At 63.0% G+C, this 17,355-nt stretch carries 16 protein-coding genes; 9 read left to right on the forward strand and 7 right to left on the reverse strand.

The annotated features are described in order from the left end of the window. Window positions 1–56: 56 nt before the first annotated feature. From GR212_RS13865 to GR212_RS13875, 3 genes are all read right to left on the reverse strand, one after another. Window positions 57–1,046 carry an Ldh family oxidoreductase gene (locus tag GR212_RS13865; protein WP_163987147.1) on the reverse strand — a complete coding sequence of 330 codons (990 nt, stop codon included), beginning with the start codon at window positions 1,044–1,046 and terminating at the stop codon, window positions 57–59. 85 nt (window positions 1,047–1,131) lie between these two features. Continuing rightward, window positions 1,132–2,667: an L-piperidine-6-carboxylate dehydrogenase gene (gene amaB, locus GR212_RS13870; protein WP_163987148.1), complete on the reverse strand. Its 1,536-nt coding sequence runs from the start codon at window positions 2,665–2,667 to the stop codon at window positions 1,132–1,134. A 52-nt stretch (window positions 2,668–2,719) separates the two neighbouring features. Then, on the reverse strand, window positions 2,720–4,003 hold the full coding sequence (locus tag GR212_RS13875; protein WP_163987149.1) for an NAD(P)/FAD-dependent oxidoreductase: 1,284 nt from the start codon (window positions 4,001–4,003) through the stop codon (window positions 2,720–2,722). A 207-nt stretch (window positions 4,004–4,210) separates the two neighbouring features. On the opposite strand from GR212_RS13875, the gene GR212_RS13880 reads away from it, so the two are divergent. Both GR212_RS13880 and GR212_RS13885 read left to right on the forward strand, forming a co-directional pair. Then, entirely contained in the window at window positions 4,211–4,447 is a 237-nt protein-coding gene (locus GR212_RS13880) for an Lrp/AsnC ligand binding domain-containing protein (protein ID WP_004125824.1), read from the forward strand. A gap of 365 nt (window positions 4,448–4,812) precedes the next feature. Continuing rightward, the gene (locus GR212_RS13885; RefSeq protein WP_163987150.1) at window positions 4,813–6,015 is read left to right on the forward strand and encodes a glycosyltransferase family 4 protein; all 1,203 of its coding nucleotides are present in this window, start codon (window positions 4,813–4,815) and stop codon (window positions 6,013–6,015) included. Here the strand turns inward: GR212_RS13885 and GR212_RS13890 are convergent. Next, entirely contained in the window at window positions 5,982–6,836 is an 855-nt protein-coding gene (locus tag GR212_RS13890; protein ID WP_163987151.1) for a glycosyltransferase family 2 protein, read from the reverse strand. The two genes, GR212_RS13885 and GR212_RS13890, sit on opposite strands and share 34 nt — an antisense overlap. A 189-nt stretch (window positions 6,837–7,025) precedes the next feature. Here GR212_RS13890 and GR212_RS13895 point away from each other — a divergent pair, with 189 nt between their 5' ends. The 4 genes from GR212_RS13895 (at window position 7,026) to GR212_RS13910 (ending at window position 12,481) form a co-directional block, all read left to right on the forward strand. Next, on the forward strand, window positions 7,026–8,540 hold the full coding sequence (locus GR212_RS13895) for a lipopolysaccharide biosynthesis protein (RefSeq protein ID WP_163987152.1): 1,515 nt from the start codon (window positions 7,026–7,028) through the stop codon (window positions 8,538–8,540). Between the two features lie 10 nt (window positions 8,541–8,550). Further along, entirely contained in the window at window positions 8,551–10,344 is a 1,794-nt protein-coding gene (locus GR212_RS13900; RefSeq protein ID WP_163987153.1) for an alpha/beta fold hydrolase, read from the forward strand. Window positions 10,345–10,407: 63 nt separating this feature from the next. Further along, on the forward strand, window positions 10,408–11,076 hold the full coding sequence (locus GR212_RS13905) for a response regulator (RefSeq protein ID WP_163987154.1): 669 nt from the start codon (window positions 10,408–10,410) through the stop codon (window positions 11,074–11,076). Further along, on the forward strand, window positions 11,066–12,481 hold the full coding sequence (locus GR212_RS13910) for a sensor histidine kinase (protein WP_163987155.1): 1,416 nt from the start codon (window positions 11,066–11,068) through the stop codon (window positions 12,479–12,481). Before GR212_RS13905 ends, GR212_RS13910 begins: the two co-directional genes overlap by 11 nt. A gap of 183 nt (window positions 12,482–12,664) precedes the next feature. Here GR212_RS13910 and GR212_RS13915 read toward each other — a convergent pair whose 3' ends face one another. From GR212_RS13915 to GR212_RS13925, 3 genes are all read right to left on the reverse strand, one after another. Continuing rightward, window positions 12,665–13,546, reverse strand: a complete 882-nt coding sequence (locus GR212_RS13915; protein WP_163987156.1) for an ABC transporter permease — start codon at window positions 13,544–13,546, stop codon at window positions 12,665–12,667. Between the two features lie 13 nt (window positions 13,547–13,559). Further along, window positions 13,560–14,378 (reverse strand): ABC transporter ATP-binding protein, encoded by an 819-nt coding sequence (locus tag GR212_RS13920; protein ID WP_163987157.1) that lies wholly within the window; start codon window positions 14,376–14,378, stop codon window positions 13,560–13,562. A 109-nt stretch (window positions 14,379–14,487) separates the two neighbouring features. Continuing rightward, window positions 14,488–15,501 carry an ABC transporter substrate-binding protein gene (locus GR212_RS13925; RefSeq protein WP_163987158.1) on the reverse strand — a complete coding sequence of 338 codons (1,014 nt, stop codon included), beginning with the start codon at window positions 15,499–15,501 and terminating at the stop codon, window positions 14,488–14,490. A 290-nt stretch (window positions 15,502–15,791) separates the two neighbouring features. Here GR212_RS13925 and GR212_RS13930 point away from each other — a divergent pair, with 290 nt between their 5' ends. From GR212_RS13930 to GR212_RS13940, 3 genes are all read left to right on the forward strand, one after another. Then, window positions 15,792–16,100: a hypothetical protein gene (locus tag GR212_RS13930; protein ID WP_163987159.1), complete on the forward strand. Its 309-nt coding sequence runs from the start codon at window positions 15,792–15,794 to the stop codon at window positions 16,098–16,100. Between the two features lie 188 nt (window positions 16,101–16,288). After that, entirely contained in the window at window positions 16,289–16,747 is a 459-nt protein-coding gene (locus tag GR212_RS13935) for a helix-turn-helix domain-containing protein (RefSeq protein WP_163987160.1), read from the forward strand. Between the two features lie 336 nt (window positions 16,748–17,083). Then, on the forward strand, window positions 17,084–17,323 hold the full coding sequence (locus GR212_RS13940) for a hypothetical protein (RefSeq protein WP_163987161.1): 240 nt from the start codon (window positions 17,084–17,086) through the stop codon (window positions 17,321–17,323). Window positions 17,324–17,355: the final 32 nt, after the last annotated feature.

Raw genomic sequence — 17,355 nt, forward strand, 5'->3', positions numbered from 1 at the left:
GGAACGTGCATGCAAGTGCGGCAGAACGAACTCACCCGGCCATCATCGTCCGCGCCTCAAAGTCTCTCTATCGCCGCAATCACTTCGTCCTCGACCGTGATGCCCTTATTGAGGGCGAGGCGCCGTGCGGTCTGCCCGCGTCGGCCCGGCAGGCGGACATTCGGGTCGCGGGTGATTTCGGCGGCCAGCAAGGCCAGCCGCTGAGCCATTTCGGTGGCACTCGTCGCTACGGGATTGATCGCGATGATCGTGTGGCCAAGTGCCGGCGGCGCACCCTTGTCATCGAAGAGCGACGAGGACTCGAAGGCATAATTGGCGCCGGTGAGGCCCGCCGCCAGAATTTCCACCATGAGAGCGAGCGCCGCCCCTTTCGAATCGCCGGTGGGGATCATCGTGCCGGCCAAGGCCTCCTCGGCATTGGTGGTTGGTCTCCCCTCGCGGTCGAACGCCCAGTCGGCGGGAATGGGCGCTCCCTGCTGCCGCGCGGCCATCACCTTGCCGCGGGCCACCTTGGAAAGAGCCAGATCGATCACGATCGGCTCGTCATCGGGCAGCGGCGCGGCAAAGGCGATCGGGTTGGTGCCGAAAACAGGCGTCTTGCCGCCCCAGGGCGCCATCGCCGCCGGCGCATTGGCGACCATCAGCGCCACAAGCCCCTGATCGGCAAAGCGTTCCACCGTCAGGCCCATGACACCGGCATGATGCGAACGGCTGATGGCGGCGAGTGCAATCCCCTGCTCTCGGGCAATCGCGGGAAGTTCGGCAATGGCGAGGTCGAGCGCGGGATAGGCATAGCCATTGCCGGCATCGATGCGCAGCACGGCCGGAAAGGGCCGGCTCGCCTGCGGCACGGCGAAACCATCGGTCTTGCCCGCCTTGGCCTGCCCGGCATAGGCGGCGACACGCCGCAGCCCGTGACCGCCCTGCCCGGCAGCTTCCGCCGCCACGAGCGCAATCGCCACCGAACGGGCATTCCCGACGCTTACCCTGTTTCGCTGCAGCGCCTCCGCGACCAGCGTCTCGGCTTCGGGAAGCGACAGGTGCATGAGGCAAGACCTTGAAAAAGAACCAGGGAGGACAAAGGTTTCTACGCCTTCCTCCTCCCTATCGCAATGCAGCAAAGCTCGGGTGTCACGCCACGTCGAACTTGACGCCCTGGGCCAGCGGCAGCGTGCGACCGTAATTGATCGTGTTGGTCGCCCGGCGCATATAGGCCTTCCAGGCATCGGATCCCGACTCGCGCCCGCCGCCCGTTTCCTTCTCGCCGCCGAATGCGCCGCCGATCTCGGCACCGGAGGGACCGAGATTGACATTGGCGATGCCGCAATCCGAACCCCGCGCGGAGACGAATGTCTCGGCCTCGCGCATGTCGTTGGTGAAGATCGAGGACGACAGGCCCTGCGGCACGGCATTGTGCAGCGCCAACGCCTGATTGAAGTCGCTGTACTTCATCACATAAAGGATCGGCGCGAAGGTTTCCTGCTCGACCGGACCGGTCTGCTCGGGCATTTCGACCAAGGCCGGACGAACGTAGAAGGCATCGCCAAAGCCGTTTCCAACGCGCTCGCCGCCGGTGATCGTGCCGCCGGCAGCCTTCGCTGCCGCAAGGGCCGACTGCATCCGGTCGAAAGCCTGCCCGTCGATCAGCGGACCGACGAGGGTTCCCGCCTCAAGCGGATTGCCGATCGTCACCGAGCCGTAAGCTTTCTGCAGGCGCGGCACGAGCTGGTCGTAGACGCTGTCGTGAACGAAGAGACGGCGCAGCGTCGTGCAGCGCTGGCCGGCGGTGCCCATTGCGGAAAAGGCGACGCCGCGCAAGGTGAGATCGAGATCGGCCGTCGGGCAGACGATGGCCGCGTTGTTGCCGCCCAGCTCGAGAATGGCGCGGGCGAAACGGCCGGCCAGGCGCGGACCGACCGCGCGACCCATGGCCGTCGATCCGGTCGCCGAAACCAGCGGCACCTGCGGATGATCCACCAGCAGCTCGCCGAGATCGCGGCCGCCGATCAGGAGCGTCGAAAGATTGGCCGGCGCTTCGCCGCCTTCTGCGACATAGCGTTTCAGCGCCTTTTCGAACAGGGCCTGCACGGCAAGCGCCGTCAGCGGCGTCTTTTCCGACGGCTTCCAGATGGTGGAATTGCCGCAGACGATGGCAAGCGCCGCGTTCCACGACCAGACGGCAACGGGGAAATTGAAGGCCGAGATGATGCCGATCGCCCCCAGCGGATGCCAGCTTTCCATCATCCGGTGTTCCGAGCGCTCGGTGGCGATGGTCAGGCCGTAAAGCTGGCGCGACAGCCCTACAGCAAAGTCGCAGATATCGATCATCTCCTGCACTTCGCCGAGGCCCTCGGAGGTAATCTTGCCGACCTCGATGGAGACGAGGCGGCCAAGGGCGGCCTTGCCGGCGCGCAGTTCCTCGCCGAGCAGGCGGACCAGCTCTCCGCGCTTCGGCGCCGGCACGTTGCGCCATGCAAGAAACGCCTCGTGCGCGTTCCCGATCGCAGCCTTCGCCTCGCTCGTCGAATGTTCCCTCAGCCGGCCGATCTCGGCACCGGTCACCGGGGAGGTGACGGCAAGCGTGCCGCCTGTATAGCGATCGGCCGATACGCCGATATCGGTCAATATTGCCTTGGTCTCGGCAGCAAGATCGAGTGTCGTGGTCATGTCGTTTCCTCTTCCCGTAATGCTGATACGGCTTTCTTTTGAATTCTGGCTTCTAAGTTCTGGCGCCAACGAAATGCGCCGCCTGGGCGCCGGCCTCGTACCACATTTCCTTCACCGCCCTGAAGCTCGGCTCGACGATATCGGTCACCGGCAGCGGCAGATCGGCCTCGGAAATCTGCCCGAGGATATGGCCGGCAAGCACCTTGCCGAACACGGTGCCCGGCGCGATGCCGCGGCCGTTATAACCCGAGAAGCCGACGACATTCTCGGCCAGCTTGTGGAAACGCGGCAGCGCGTTGTCGGTCATGCCGATCTTGCCATACCATTCGCATTCGAAGGGAATGTCCCCGAGCTGCGGAAAGAGCTTTCTGAGCGAACGGCGGGCCCAGCTCTTGTGGATTGCAAGACCGGTATTGCGCAGCGCGCCGACACTGCCGAAGACAAGCCGGCCCGCCCGATCCATGCGGAAGGAGGAGAGCACTTCCTTGGTGTCCCACCCACCCTCGCGTCCGGGCAGAACGGATTTGCGCAGATTGTCGCCGAGCGGCACGGTGGCGAAATTGAAATAGGGCAGATGCACCTGTTCCTTTCGCACCTTCTCCCAGGGGCCGGTGCTGTAGGCGTCGGTCGCGACGACGATCCAGTCGGCGCTGACCCTGCCGCCATCGGTCGAAACCACCCACTTCGCCCCGTTTCTTTCCGTCGATATCACCCGGCTGCCGGTATGAACGGCAACGCCCGCCTTCACCACGGCATGGGCAAGGCCGCGTGCATAGGCAAGCGGCTGCAGCGTACCGGCCCGCATGTCGAGCAGCGCGCCCGCATAGGCAGAGCTGCCGATCCGGCGCTCCGTCTCCCGCGCATCGAGCACCGTGACCGGCGCGCCGCGCTTGCTCCATTGCCGCGCCCGCTCCTCGATTTCCTTCAACCCCTCCGGCCCGACGGCGCAATGCAGCGTGCCGTTGCGCTCGAGCTCGCAGGCGATGCCGTGCTTCTCGATCAGCTCCATGACGAGCGTCGGCCCGTTGCCGAGCAGGTCGAGAAGCCGCTCGCCATGAACCGGGCCGAGCTCGCCGGGGAGATCGTCCGGCATCACCCACATGCCGGCATTGATCAGGCCGACATTGCGCCCGGCACCGCCGAAGCCGATTTCGCTGGCCTCGAGCAGCACGACGTTCGTGCCGGCTTCCGCGAGATGCAGCGCCGTCGAAAGGCCGGTATAGCCGCCGCCGACCACCACGACATCGGCAAAAAGCTCGCCGGAAAGCGGCCTGGTTGCCGGCGGCGGTGGGGCGGTCTTTTCCCAAAGACCATGGGAGCGAGGGTCATTCAGCATGAAACCGGTCCGATCGACAGAGGTAATCGCGCCAATCTAGCGCTACGCCGGAAAGTGCGGAAGCGGCAAGAGCGATATCCGGTGGACAGAGAAAAACTTGCATGGCGACCGGGCTTTCGGCCATTATAGAGGAAAGGCCGGCCACCATCGTAGCCGCAGGTAGAACCACGCCACCATCGCGGCTGCGGACAGAAGCAGGACACACTCATGAAGCCCATTTTCGTTCAGCTCCAATGCGCTCCCGGCAAGACCTACGAGGTCGCCGACGCCATCTACCAGACGGAGCTGGTTTCGGAGCTGTATTCCACCAGCGGCGAATATGACCTGCTGATGAAGGTCTACATCGCCGAAGAGCAGGATATCGGCAAATTCATCAACGACCACATCGCCAATATCCCGGGCATCATCCGCTCGCTGACCACCCTGACGTTCCGAGCGTTTTGAGAGGGCGGGACTTCGGGTCTGAGCATCACAATTAAGCCCGCGTTGGTGGGATTGCCCCTCACCCCAACCCTCTCCCCGTTTTGACGGGGAGAGGGAGCTCATTGAATTTTGTGGGCGACACAAAGAGCACGCGGCAATCGCCGGACTGATCCCCTCTCCCCGCGCGCGGGGAGAGGGTTAGGGTGAGGGGCAGCTGCTCAACCCCCCAACATTAACCCTCTTGCTCAAAACTGCCTGGTTTTCTACCCACGGTTAAACGCTTTTTAACCGCCCCGATGATCTGCTTTGCCGACTGATCAACGGGCGGCGCGCTGTAGCGCCGGATTGCGGGCGCGTGGCGCGGCATAGGGATCGAGGGTGGATCGATGACATCGGCGGTTGCGGACATTCAGGCAAACAAGCAGGCCGGGCCGCTGATCGTCCATGTCGTGCGCCAGTTCCTGCCGAACAAGGGCGGCCTGGAAGACGTCGTTGCCAATCTCTGCCGTCAGCTGGTCACCCGTGGCTATCGCGTGCGCGTGGTCACCTGCAACAGCCTGTTTTCCGATCCCGGCCGGGAACTTGCGGAACACGAAACCATCGACGGCATCGAGATCGTCCGCATCCCCTGGTCCGGCTCCAGCCGTTATCCGCTGGCCCCCAAGGTCTTCCGCCATCTGGCCGACGCGGATCTCGTTCATGTCCACGCCGTCGATTTCTTCTTCGACGCGCTCGCATGGGGCAAGCTGATGCATGGGCGCCCCATGGTCGCCACCACGCATGGCGGCTTCTTCCACACCCAGAAATACGCCGCCATCAAGAAGATCTGGTTCAATACCGCAACGCGGCTGTCCGCGCTCGGCTATCATTCGCTCATCTGCTGCAGCCAGTCCGATGCGCGGCTCTTTTCCCGGATCGCCGACAGCCGCGTGCGCCTGATCGAAAACGGCGCCGACGTCGGCAAGTTCTCCAATTGCGCTGCCTTGGAAGCACGCCGCCGCATCGTGACCATCGGCCGCTTCTCGGTCAACAAGCGGCTCGATCATCTGCTTGATGCCATGAAGGTGCTGGCCGCCCGCGATGCCGACTGGCATCTGGATATCATCGGCGCCGAGTCGGACCTCAATCGCGCGACGCTGGAAAAGGAAATCGCCGCCCGCGGCATCGAACGCAATGTCGCGCTGCATGTTTCGATCGACGACTGCGCGATCCGCAACATCATCGCCCGCGCCTCGCTCTTTGCTTCGGCTTCCGAATATGAAGGCTTCGGCCTGGTGGCGATCGAGGCCATGAGCGCCGGCCTGCTGCCGGTGCTGAACACCAACGAAGCCTACAAGGCGATGGCCGAAACCCATCCGGCCCTCATGCTCTCGGATTTCTCCAATCCGGAAGCGGCAGCCGACACACTGACCGCCGCGTTCGAGCGCCTTCAAGCCGATGACCTGACTTTGCGGCAGGAGCTGTTGCGCGACGCCCGCGCTTACGCATGGGACGAGGTCGCGCAGCGCTATATGGACGTCTACGACGAAACGCTGACGCCGAAAGGCAAGTCGCCTCAGCTCCTGCGCCAGCGCGGCCAGGCGGCATAACCTTCGAGAATACCCGTGAGCCAGGCGCGCTTGTAGCGGGCCGCATCGAGGTTGAAGCGCGCCAGCGCCGCCAGCCAGCCGGCGACCGGCCGGAACAGCCGATACCCGACGTAGTAAAAGGGAAAGGCCTGCTTGCGCATCAGCGCGCCGAAGCCGCGTCCGTATTTGCGGGCGCGCTCCACCTGTCGCGGCCCGTATTCGCTGGTGACCTGATCGTGATGGACGATAAGTTCGGGAAAGAACATCGCCCCTTTGCCTGCAGCGAGCGCGCGTAGCAGAAAATCCGCCTCCTCGCCGCTTTGGAAAGGCGATTCCGAGCCTACGCCGAGATCTTCATCGAAACCGCCGATATCGCTCAGTGCCGCACGACGGACAAAGATCCCGTTGGAGTTGCCGCATTTCAGATAGTTCCAGCGGGTGAGTGCAAGCCGTGTCTCGCCCGTCGGGCTGACGGAGGGCATCCCCTCGGCATCGAGCGTGCGGCCCGTGACGATGGCCAGATCCGGATGAGCGGCAAACAGCGCCTCGGCTTTGGCGAGCGTATCCGCCTCGTACCAGCAATCGTCATCGGGAAAGCAGACATACTCGCCTTCGGCGACCGCCATGCCGTTGTTGCGCGCCCGCGAAAGCCCTTTCGGCGAGCGAATGTGGCGGATCGGGAAGGAGGAGGAAAAGCTGCCGATGAGCGCGCGCAACCGGTCGTCCGCGTTCTGGTCGACGACGATCACTTCGAAATCCCTGTAATGTTGCCCGGCCAACGAACGGAATAGCCGCTCCAGCTGATCGAAGCGATCGATCGTGCAGACGATGAGGCTGAACAATGAAACCCTCCGCACAAGCCCCAGGGGCAGCCAATATCAGAGAGAAAGAATATTAGCCGAAGTAAAAAATGAACTTAGGGCAGCATTAAACCCTAAATATTAAGGCATATGAAATAGAGCTGAGGCTATCCCCGCGAAAAGCCGGATCAGTGCGGTAAGTTCCGGCAATTTGAGGAGCAGTCTGTCTTCATGTCGAAGAGCATAATGGCAAATTCGGCCTTGAACGCGGCAGCGGGATTGACCCTGCTCGCGACCGGCTTTGTCTGCTCGATCATCGCGGCGCGCCTGCTCGGCCCGGAGGCCAACGGCATCATCGCCTTCTCCCTGTGGCTGACGACGACGGGCGCGCTCATCGCCGAACTCGGCGCCGGTGTCACGTTGCTGCGCGTCCTGCCGCAATTGAAGGGGCAAGGCTATTCGACCGAGGAACGGCGCGGCTTTGCCGCCTATCTCCTGCAGCCGACGATTCTCGCAACCCTGATCCTGCTCGCCGGCTATGTCGCTTACTATTGGGATGCGGAGCGACTGCACTGGGCCGGCGACGCATCCTACGTCATCACCATTACCGGCGTGTTCTTCGTTCTTCAGTCGCTCGGCGCCTATAGCAAGAACTACCTGATCGGCGAGCAGCAGCTCGGCGCGTTCCTGCGCATTACGGTGACAAGTTCGGTGCTGCAGCTCGCCACCGTCCTCCTGGGAGCCATATTCTTCGGCGTCGGCGGCGCACTGGCCGGCTATGCGATCGGCCAGCTGCCCATGTTCATCGCGACGCTCAGGATCGCGATTGCGCGCAGGAACAGCTGCGGCGTCGGCCTTTCCGCTCTCGTCAGCTCATCGCTCATTCTCTCGATCGAGCTCATCAACAGCTCGATCTTCCTCAATCGCATCGAGCTGCTGTTCCTGCAGCGGTACTGGGGCATCGAAGCGGTCGGCTTCTACGCCGTCGGCCTGTCGCTCGCCAATCTGGCGCTGCAGCTGCCGGTGCAGTTGAGCGGCAGCCTCCTGCCCTATTATTCCGAACAGATGCACGCGCGGGCATCGGACAAGCTGCCGGTGGAAGTCTTTGCCGGCGTGGCACGCAGCATAGCCTATATCACGCTGCCGATGAGCTTCGGCCTTGCGGCGATCGCGCCCGAGCTGGTGGTGACGATCTTCGGCGCGCCCTTCGCTCCGAGCGGAAACATGGTGGCGCTACTGTCGCTGACCGCCGTGCCCTATGTCTTCATGCTGATATGCACACAATATCTCTATTCGCTCGACCGCGTGCGCGAACGCACCGTCATGGGCGGTATCGCCAGCGCCGTCATGGTCGGCGGCTGTCTGATCGCGGTGCCCTTCTACGGCGGAGAAGGTGCCGCGCTGGTCCGCTTTCTGGCCTATACCTCCCTGTGCCTGCTGATGGTACGCCGCATGGAGTTCGAGGGATCGACGCGAGGCATGCTGACCAACCTTGCAAAAGTTACGGTTGCTGCCATTCTGTGCGCGGTTGCAGCCTATGGTTTCACGCAGGCGCTGACCGGTGTCGCTGGTCTTGTGGGCGCCGTCATCGCCGGCGCCTTGGCCTATGGCATCGCGCTCAGATTGCTGAAAGCCGTTCCGGACGAGGATATCGAAGTCCTGCAGAAAGTCGCAACGCGGCTGCCTGCCCGGGCTCATCCAATTGCCACTCAGGCTCTGGCTCTACTGGCGCCACGCCGAATGTGAGGAGATTGTCATGGCTGGTTGGGGAGCCGCCGAGGAACAGAACAAGGGCAAACAGACAAGATCGGCAGCGACACCGGTAACGTTCGCCGGCACGGTCGGCCTGTTTGCGCCGGCCGTTGCTCCCTCGCATGGCACTGCCGTCCTGTTTCTCAGCCCCTGGGGCTTCGAGGAAATGTGCGTCCGCAAGTTCTGGCGGGTTCTGGCGGAAGATCTCGCCGATATCGGCATAGCCAGCCTGCGTTTCGACTATGCCGGCACCGGCGATGCGCTTGATGGTGTTGCCGATGAAGGCAACGGCCTGACGCCGTGGCAGGAAACAGCGCTTGCCGCCGCCGCGAAGCTGAAAGCGCTTTCCGGCTGCGACCGCCTGATCCTCGTCAGCCAGGGCCTGGGCGGAACCATCGCCGCCGCGCTCGCCGAACGCATTCCCGACATCGCCGGCATCGCCTTTCTCGCGCCCGTCATCTCCGGCCGCGCCTATCTGCGCGAACTGACCGTCTGGTCCAAGATGATCGATGAAGGCATGGGTCTCTCGGAGGCGCTGCGCCTGACGGAGGGTGTCACCGTCGCCAGCCTGCGCATGCCGGATGGTGTCGCCGAAGTCGTCAGGAAGCTGAACTTCATGACGCTCGACCGGCTCGACGCACCGAACTGCCTCGTGCTGACGCGACCCGGCCGTCCGGGAGACGCTGATTTCGCACATCACCTCCAGACATTGGGTCCGCATGTCGAGCAGGCTCCATACGAAGGCTACGACGACCTCGTCTCGAACCCCACCGTTGCCGTCATGCCGACGGCAACCGGCCGGAGAATAGTCGAGTGGGTCCGGTCCATCGCCGTCCAGTCCGAGACGGCCGCATTGGCCGTCGCCAAACCGCCGGCCGCGGAACCCCTCGCCGGCGACGGTTTTCGCGAGACGCCCGTCCGCTTCGGCAAGGGCGAGCGCATGTTCGGCATCCTCTGCGAGCCGGAGGGCGACCGCACAGGCGCAACCGCGCTGATACTGACGACCGCCTATGACAGACATGCCGGCTGGGGCCGGATGTCGGTCACCATGGCGCGCTCTCTCGCCCGCGACGGCATCGCCTCGCTGCGTTTCGACACCGCCAATGTCGGGGACAGCCCGCCGCTTTCCGGCGCGCCAGACCAGGTGCTCTATTCCCGCGAACAGCATCAGGATGTCACGGAGGCGCTGGACTTTTTGGAGAGACGAGAGCTGCTGCCGGCCTATCTCGTAGGGCGCTGCAGCGGCGGCTACCTCGCCTTCCAGGCAGCCGTGCGCGACGCACGGTGCGATGGTCTCGTGACCGTCAACCCCTACAGTTTCCATTGGGATGAGAGCCAATCCGTCGACGAGGCGCTGCGTTTCGCTCCCCGCTCGCTGGAAACCTACGGTCGCAAACTCCTGCAGATGGAGACGTTGAAGCGACTCCTCGGCGGCAAGATCGATGCGAAAAACGCCATGCTCAACATGGCCACGGGACTCGGCAGGCGCGGGATGCGGACGAGCCGCCGGCTGCTCGGTGCATTCCCTTTCTTCGCCGCCGCGCAAGGGCCCGTCCTTGGCGGCTTCCGCACGCTTGCGAAACGCGGCGTCGACATGTCGCTGATCTACAGCGCCCATGACATCGGCCTCGATCACCTGCACGACCAATTCGGCGAGAACGGCGCCGGCCTGAAGCACTTTCCGGACATACGCCTGACCATCATTCCCGAAGCGGACCACAATCTGACCCCGCCCTATGCGCGCAAGGTGTATCTCCGGGAGGTCAGGGAGATGGGTTTGAGGCTCGCCAACCGATGATGCCCCGACTCGAAAACCATCGGAAATGTTCGCCATTTCCGATACTTGCTGTATAGTCGCCCAATGAGGCTCCTGATCGTCGAAGACAACCGCGAACTGGCGTCCTGGCTCGGCAAGGCGCTGCGTCAGGCGCAATATGTCGTCGACATCGCCTATGACGGCGAAGATGCCGAGCACATGCTGAAAGTCGCGGCCTATGCCATCGTCATCCTCGATCTGTCGCTGCCGAAAATGGACGGGCTGACGCTGCTGAAGCGTCTGCGCCAGAGCGGCAACAAGGTGCCGGTCATCATCCTCACGGCCAATGCGAGCCTTGACGGCCGTGTCGCCGGGCTCGACAGCGGTGCCGACGATTATCTCGCCAAGCCCTTCGAGATCGCCGAGCTGGAAGCCCGCATCCGTGCCGCCGTGCGGCGCGGCCACGATCATGCGGCCCCCGAGATCGCCGTCGGCGACCTGCTGCTCGACGGCGGGACGCGACAGTTCTACCTGGCGGGCGAGGCGCTGGCGCTGACACCGCGCGAACATGCTGTGCTTGAACATCTGGTCATGAAGGCCGGCACGACCGTCACCAAGGCGACGCTATCGGAAAGCGTCTTCGGCTTCGACGATCTCGCCGATACCAGCGCCATCGAGATCTATGTGCATCGCGTCCGCAAGAAGCTCGAAGGCAGCACCGTGCAAATCGCGACCCTGCGCGGCCTGGGCTACCTGCTTCGCCATGCGCAATGACGAGGTGTCCCCGCCCCAAAGCGTTCTCGGCCGCGCCGTCGGTGCGCTGACGACGAGCCTTCGGGCGCAACTGTTCGCCTGGGTCGTGCTGACCCTCATCGGTGCGATCTGCATCAATCTCTATCTGAGTTTCCGTTCGGCGGACGCCACGGCCAATCTCGTCACCGACCGCACCCTGCTCGCTTCGGCACGCGTCATCGCGGAAGCCGTGCATGTCGATGCCAGCGGCACGGTGCAAATCGACATTCCGCCTGCCGCGCTGGAAATGTTCGACACCGGCTATGGCGACCGCGTCTTCTATCAGGTCGTGACCGCATGGGGGAACCTGGTCGCCGGCTTCCCGGACCTGCCTCGGCCGAAGCGGGACCTCATCGGCGAAGACCGGACGTTCCGCGCTGATGGCGTCCGCGTGCTCATGCTCAGCCATCCCGTGGTCGGCCTCGATCAGGACAGCACGATTTCCGTCGCCGTTGCCGTCACCCACAACAGCCAGTATGCGATGCGCCGCAGGCTGTGGCTGTCGGATTTCACCAAGCAGCTCGCGCTCGTCCTGCTTGCTGGCCTCGTGACCATCATCGGCCTGCAGCGCGGCCTTGCGCCGGTGCTGCGGCTGCGCGACGCCGTGCGCGAACGAGGCCGCGAGCGTCTGGATCCGCTGAACCCGCATATGGTGCAAAGCGAGCTTCGGCCGCTCGTCCATGCCCTCAACGATCATATGGAGCGGGTGCAGAACCAGATGGCGGCGCAACGCCGCTTCGTCTCGAATGCCGCCCATCAGCTGCGCACGCCGCTGGCCCTGATCTCGACGCAGGCAAGCGTTGCTGCCCGCGAAGCCGATAATAGCCGGCGCGACGAAGCGCTGACGGCGCTGCGTTCCAGCACGCGGCAGGTAACCCGGCTCGCCAGCCAGCTTCTGACGCTTTCGCGCGCCGAACCCGGCAGCCGGCGACCGCGAAACGACACGATCGATCTCGCGGAGACTGCCCGGCGAGTGCTGGAAACCCTTGCCGAGGAAGCCCTGCGCCGCAACATCGATCTCGGGCTGGAGGCCGATGAAACGCCGGTGCATATCGAGGGCGACGGCACCATGCTGCGCGAGATGCTGGTCAATCTCGTCGACAACGCCCTGCGCTACACGCAGGCGGGCGGCCGCGTGACGGTCGGCATCGGCCGCGAAGGCGATACGGCTCTGCTATGGGTCGAGGACAATGGACCGGGCATCGCGGAGGCCGAACGCGCCCAGGTGTTCGAACGCTTCTATCGCATAATGGGCACGGAACCGGAAGGCAGCGGCTTGGGGCTCGCCATCGTCCGCGAAGTCGTCGACGGCGCCGGCGGCTCGGTCACGCTCGGCGAAGCGGCCGGCGGCGGCCTGCTGGTCAACGTGCGGCTGCCGGCTGTGTGAGAGCGCGAAGTGCGGTAATTGCAAGATAGTTCCCTCCCGCTCGCGGCAGGGCCGTCGCATATGCGCCGGTCGATGCGGCATATACCTTCTCCCCAAGGGAAGAAAGGGTCTCATTTGCCGATAAAAAAAGGCCGGGCAAGATGCCCGGCCCCCGGCCTTGGGAGGTGCCAGTAAAGTGGCTGCTTAATGCGTGTCGAGGCTCTGCTGCGGACGCCAGCGGGTGATGTGGTTCTCGATGAGGGTCATCACGTATTCGGCGCCGAGCGTCACGACCATCACGAGGATGATTGCGGCGTAGAGGCCGGCTGCGTCATAGGTACCCTTGGCAATCGAAATCAGGTAGCCGATGCCGGCCAGCGAGCCGACGAACTCGCCGACGATCGCCCCGATGATGGCGAACGAGAACGAAACGTGCAGGCTGGCGAAGATCCAGCTCATCGCCGACGGCAGGATGACGTTGCGGGTGACCTGCCAGTTCGAAGCACCGAGAATGCGGGCATTGGCGATCATGTTGCGATCGGCTTCCCGCACGCCCTGGAAGGCGTTGGCGAAGACGACGAAGAACACCATGATGAAGGCGAGCGCCACCTTGGACGGCAGGCCGAGACCCATGATCATCACGAAGATCGGCGCAAGAACGACACGCGGGATCGAGTTGATCGCCTTGATGTAAATCGACAGGATATCGGAAGCCAGCTTGTTGCGGCCGAGAGCGACACCGACGAGAACGCCGGTCACCGAGCCGATGACGAAGCCGATCAGCGCTTCTTCCATGGTGACGCCGAGATGATACCAGAGCGAGCCGCTCTCCGTGCCTTCGGTGATCCACTCCCAGAGGCGCAACGCAATGCCATAGGGGCTGGAATAGAAGAACGGATCGATCCAGTGCAGATCGGACGCGAGCTGCCAGAGGCCGAGGATGGCGGCGAGAATGCCGATCTGCCATGCCAGCACGACGTATTTGCGGCGGGTCAGTGCCTTCAGCGCCGCGGCTTCGATTTCCGCATCCGAGGTGCCGGCGCGGAAGATCGGGGCATTGCCTGCTTCGAGAGCTGTGTTTGCCATGATCAATCCTCCCTTATGCCGCTTCCGCGGCACGGCGATAGCTGGTTTCGACCTCTTCGCGCAGGTCGTCCCAGATCGTCTTGCAATAATCGATGAAGTTCTGCTCGTAGCGGATTTCCGAAACGACGCGCGGGCGCGGCAGGTCGATCGTGTAGACCGACTTCACCGTCGCCGGGCCGGCCGTGAGAACATAGACCTTGTCGGCGAGCGCGACGGCCTCTTCCAGATCGTGCGTCACGAAGACGACGGAGGCCTGGCGTTCCGCCCAGAGCTTCAGAAGCTCTTCATGCATGACCGTGCGGGTCTGCACGTCGAGCGCGGAGAACGGCTCATCCATCAGCAGGATTTCCGGCTCGTTGATGAAGGTCTGCGCCAGCGACACGCGCTTGCGCATGCCGCCCGAGAGCTGATGCGGATAGTGATGCAGGAATTTCGACAGCCCGACGCGGGCGAGCCAGTCTTTGGCGCTTCTTTCCGCCTCGGCCTTCGACTTGCCGCGAAACAGCGGGCCGGCCATGACGTTTTCGATGACGTTCTTCCAGGGAAAAAGCGCATCCGTCTGGAAGGCGAAGCCGACGCGCGGGTCGATGCCGTTGACCGGGCCGCCCATCAGGCGGACTTCGCCGGCGCTCGGCCTGGCAAGTCCGGTGACGAGATTGAGGGTCGTCGACTTGCCGCAGCCCGTCGGGCCGACGACGGCGACGAATTCGCCGCGCTCGACGGTCATGTTGAAATCGCGCAGTGCGGTCAGCGACTTGCCGGTCGGCGATACGAAACGGCGGCTGACATTGATAAGCTCGATCGCCGGCGTCCGGCGTCCATCCTGTTGCATGGTGCTGATCCTGACGCGTGCCTTCAGGGCGTGCACGCAAAGCCCAGTGAACTGCAAAGTCCCTTGAACTGCCGCTTCCGGACCCGGCCGGAAGCGGCGTTATGACTGCTTACTTGACGTTCTTGACGAATTCCGTCGTGTAGGTCTTCGACAGGTCGATCGTCTTGCCCTTGACGTTCTTGGAGAACTCGGAGAGCACGGCGAGAACGGTCTTCGGACCATCTTCCGGCATCACGCCGTCCGGCGTGAACATTTCCTTGCCGGCGTCGAGGGCCTTGATGTAGCCGTCCTTGTCGCCGACGTAGAAATCCTTCGGCATCTTGTCGGCGATTTCGGCGGCGGAGTGCGTGTGGATGAAGCGCATCGTCTTGACGAAAGCGTTCGCAAGCTTCTGGACTTCTTCCTTATGCGCGTCGACCCATGCGGCATCCATGTAGAGCGATGCGGCCGGATAGGTGCCGCCGAGCGCTTCCTCGGTGCCCTTGAGCGTGCGCAGATCGACGAGAACCTTGGCCTCGCCCGTCTTCAGAAGGCGCGAGATCGTCGGTTCCGTGGTCATGCCGGCTTGGATGGCGTCCTGCTGCAGGGCGGCGATGAAGGTCTGGCCGGCGCCGACCGGAACGGGCGTTACGTCAGCCGGGGAAAGACCGGCCTTGGAGGCCATGTAGAGCGTCAGGAAGTTGGTGGACGAACCGAGACCGGTCACGCCGACGCTCTTGCCCTTCAGATCGGCGAAGGACTTGATTTCCGGATGCTTGGCCGAGACCAGCTCCACTTCGCCCGGTGCCTGGCTGAACTGCACGACGGACTTGATGAACTTGCCCTTGGCCTGCAGGTCGACGCAGTGGTCGTAGAAGCCGACAACGCCCTGAACGGCGCCTGCCAGCAGCTGGTTCTCGGCATCGACGCCGGCGGATTCGTTGAGAAGCTCGACCTCGATGCCCTCATCCTTGAAGTAACCGAGGGATTCGGCAAGCTTGGCCGGCAGATAGATCTGCTTCTCGTAACCACCCACCATGATCGAAATCTTGTCGGCGGCATTCGCGGCCGTGGCTGCAAGCGAAGCAGCGGTCATGACGAGGGAAAGGGCTACGGTATGAAAAAGGGCGCGCGATGAACGCATCAATGTCTCCTCCTGTTTGAATAGCTGCGCCATGCGACGCTGCACAAAATGCGCTTCCTCCACGAAGCTCAGCCAACCTAGCGCGGGCAACCTTTCAGTCAGCTTTCAGCGCGCAATCCCGATAACGTGACGGCGCAATTTTATTCCACAGGCGCCGGGGCCATAAATATGGTCGCCGATGTTTCCGCCCAGCAGGATACCAGCCTTGCAACGGGAAGCATCGTTCGATCTTGGCATTTCCCGCATTGCGGTTATCTTAGTGCATGCGCCTTTGCACAGGGGACCGATCCATGAAGACCATTGCCATAGCCTTGCTTCTGACAACGATCGCAACCGCCGGGCCGGCATCGGCAATCTCGCGCTACGAGTCGCTGGGCAAAACCTGCGCTGCCGTGCAGCAACTCGTTGCCGGCGAGCGTGCGGTGATACTGCGCTATCCCGCGCGGCGCGGCGGTCTCGTCCTCTACGATCGTTATGTCGCCGACAGCGGGCAATGCGGCATATCCGGTTATGCCGAGCGCACCTCCGTTCCCACGAAGGACAACCCGCAGTGCCCGGTCTATAATTGCAAGCCGTCTTCCACCTTCAATCCGCATTGACGCGAATCGTCTTTTCTGCGGTTTATGCGTGCGACGGAATTATAAAACATTACAGAAAAAGACCTTTAGTTGAGTCCCACCCATATTTAACGCACATTTTGCGGGCAGATAGAGCAGGCGCCCCTTCCCTTGAAGGGTCACGAGCATGGTGTTGTCCGCCAGCCCCTATTTGACAAGGAGATTGCGCAGTGAGTGCAAAAGTACCGAACCCGATCGATGCCTATGTGGGCTCTCGCGTGCGCACGCGTCGTCTTATGCTTGGCATGAGCCAGGAGCGGCTTGCCGAACAGATCGGCGTGACGTTTCAGCAGGTACAGAAATACGAAAAGGGCACCAATCGCATTGGCGCCAGCCGATTGCAGGCCATAGCCGGCGTGCTGGCGGTTCCGGTTGCCTTCTTCTTCCAGCAGGACACGACCCAGCCCCTGAACACGGACGGCCTCGGCGCGATCAACGGCCTTGAGGACCTGTCGGATTTCCTGACCTCCAAGGAAGGCCTCGGCCTCAACAAGGCCTTCATGAAGATCAACGATCCCAGCGTTCGCCAGTCCGTGCTGATGCTGATCAAGTCGCTGGCAAACGCCTCCGAACCCTTGGCGGACCATGTGCCGCACACGACGAGCTTGTCGGCAAGCCTTCGCAATTGAGATGTCGCCTTCGGGCATGGATGCCGATACGCGTGGCGTCGAGATACTCCGCACGACTCGCCGCGCCGGTCCAGGAGCAAGTGCCTTCGCCTGAAACCGCATGAACACGTCGCGTATTGGGCAGCCCCGCAGGCGCGATGGGCTTGTCATGCCCCTTCGGCCGCTTTTCCGGGCCATTTCGCGCCCTGTAATTGCAAACGCCGAATTTCGTCACAATCAAGCCTCGTGTCACGCTGCATGTCACGCGCCAAGCCAGAAAACATCCGTTACGGTTTGCTCATGTTCTCGGCCGGATACGATTCGTCCGCCGGGAACGGGGGCAATAGAGGGCATGAAATGACAGCAGCACTTCCGATCGGAGCAGCACACCAGGATCCGGACTCGCTCAAGGAACTGGCATCAATCGCTCGGCTCATTACCTATGCACGGCAGAGCGCCAAGAACCTGAATGCGGAATTCCCTGTCTGGTGCCTGGATCTGGCACTTGGGGCCGTGCTGCAGGAAATGTATGCAAACGGCTTGCCGAACCCCTTGTTCGATGAGGGAACGGACACAGCAAACATCGTGGCACACTGAATAGAATGATCCCCACTTTTCCGGGACAGGCA

It is taken from the genome of Martinezella lusitana (assembly GCF_010668395.1).
Taxonomy (GTDB): Bacteria; Pseudomonadota; Alphaproteobacteria; order Rhizobiales; family Rhizobiaceae; genus Rhizobium; species Rhizobium lusitanum_A.

Coding starts and splice junctions, on each gene's coding strand:
- GR212_RS13865 (WP_163987147.1), bottom strand. CDS start 1,046: ATGCACCTGTCGCTTCCCGAAGCCGAGACGCTGGTCGCGGAGGCGCTG.
- amaB (WP_163987148.1), bottom strand. CDS start 2,667: ATGACCACGACACTCGATCTTGCTGCCGAGACCAAGGCAATATTGACC.
- GR212_RS13875 (WP_163987149.1), bottom strand. CDS start 4,003: ATGCTGAATGACCCTCGCTCCCATGGTCTTTGGGAAAAGACCGCCCCA.
- GR212_RS13880 (WP_004125824.1), top strand. CDS start 4,211: ATGAAGCCCATTTTCGTTCAGCTCCAATGCGCTCCCGGCAAGACCTAC.
- GR212_RS13885 (WP_163987150.1), top strand. CDS start 4,813: ATGACATCGGCGGTTGCGGACATTCAGGCAAACAAGCAGGCCGGGCCG.
- GR212_RS13895 (WP_163987152.1), top strand. CDS start 7,026: ATGTCGAAGAGCATAATGGCAAATTCGGCCTTGAACGCGGCAGCGGGA.
- GR212_RS13900 (WP_163987153.1), top strand. CDS start 8,551: ATGGCTGGTTGGGGAGCCGCCGAGGAACAGAACAAGGGCAAACAGACA.
- GR212_RS13905 (WP_163987154.1), top strand. CDS start 10,408: ATGAGGCTCCTGATCGTCGAAGACAACCGCGAACTGGCGTCCTGGCTC.
- GR212_RS13910 (WP_163987155.1), top strand. CDS start 11,066: ATGCGCAATGACGAGGTGTCCCCGCCCCAAAGCGTTCTCGGCCGCGCC.
- GR212_RS13915 (WP_163987156.1), bottom strand. CDS start 13,546: ATGGCAAACACAGCTCTCGAAGCAGGCAATGCCCCGATCTTCCGCGCC.
- GR212_RS13920 (WP_163987157.1), bottom strand. CDS start 14,378: ATGCAACAGGATGGACGCCGGACGCCGGCGATCGAGCTTATCAATGTC.
- GR212_RS13925 (WP_163987158.1), bottom strand. CDS start 15,501: ATGCGTTCATCGCGCGCCCTTTTTCATACCGTAGCCCTTTCCCTCGTC.
- GR212_RS13930 (WP_163987159.1), top strand. CDS start 15,792: ATGAAGACCATTGCCATAGCCTTGCTTCTGACAACGATCGCAACCGCC.
- GR212_RS13940 (WP_163987161.1), top strand. CDS start 17,084: ATGACAGCAGCACTTCCGATCGGAGCAGCACACCAGGATCCGGACTCG.